Below are 417 nucleotides of genomic sequence, written 5' to 3'. Positions count from 1 at the left end.
GCCCAAAATCTCTCATCTATTGCTTTGATTTCCGCTTCTGTTAGCTGATAAGCAAATTTTTCCCAAGTACACAGCGAGCGACTAGTATCAAAACAGAAATCATTTCTGTCATTAAATTTCTTGATAAGATATAAGTCACCAATAATAACTTCATACAACGGCTCTTTCTCGACCTCGTAGCCGTCTTTCATGCGGATGAGGTTTTCGATTGGATTGTTTTCGGATTTAGCAAACCACTGATATAGGACGCTATCGGTGTCTCGTTCCTCCCAAAATACAAGATATCCAAAAATAGCATTATCTAAATCATCTTTATTCTCTTCAAACCAATCAGCCACAAACTTCGGCACCACTGGCTTTTGCGGTTCGTCTAATTTTAACACCGTATTAACCATATGAACGACTTGAGAATAAGCC

The 417-nt window shown here is 38.6% G+C and carries 1 protein-coding gene; it reads right to left on the bottom strand.

Annotated features, from left to right (window positions below; all coding sequences use genetic code 11):
* Window positions 1-417 (bottom strand): DUF1642 domain-containing protein (locus tag AB3I00_RS14705; RefSeq protein WP_368025624.1); only part of this gene is annotated, 417 nt, incomplete at both ends.

Origin of the sequence: Enterococcus sp. C76 (assembly GCF_040886985.1) — a bacterium.
Taxonomy (GTDB): domain Bacteria; phylum Bacillota; class Bacilli; order Lactobacillales; family Enterococcaceae; genus Enterococcus_B; species Enterococcus_B lactis.
This window is presented reverse-complemented; position numbering and strand designations above follow the sequence as displayed.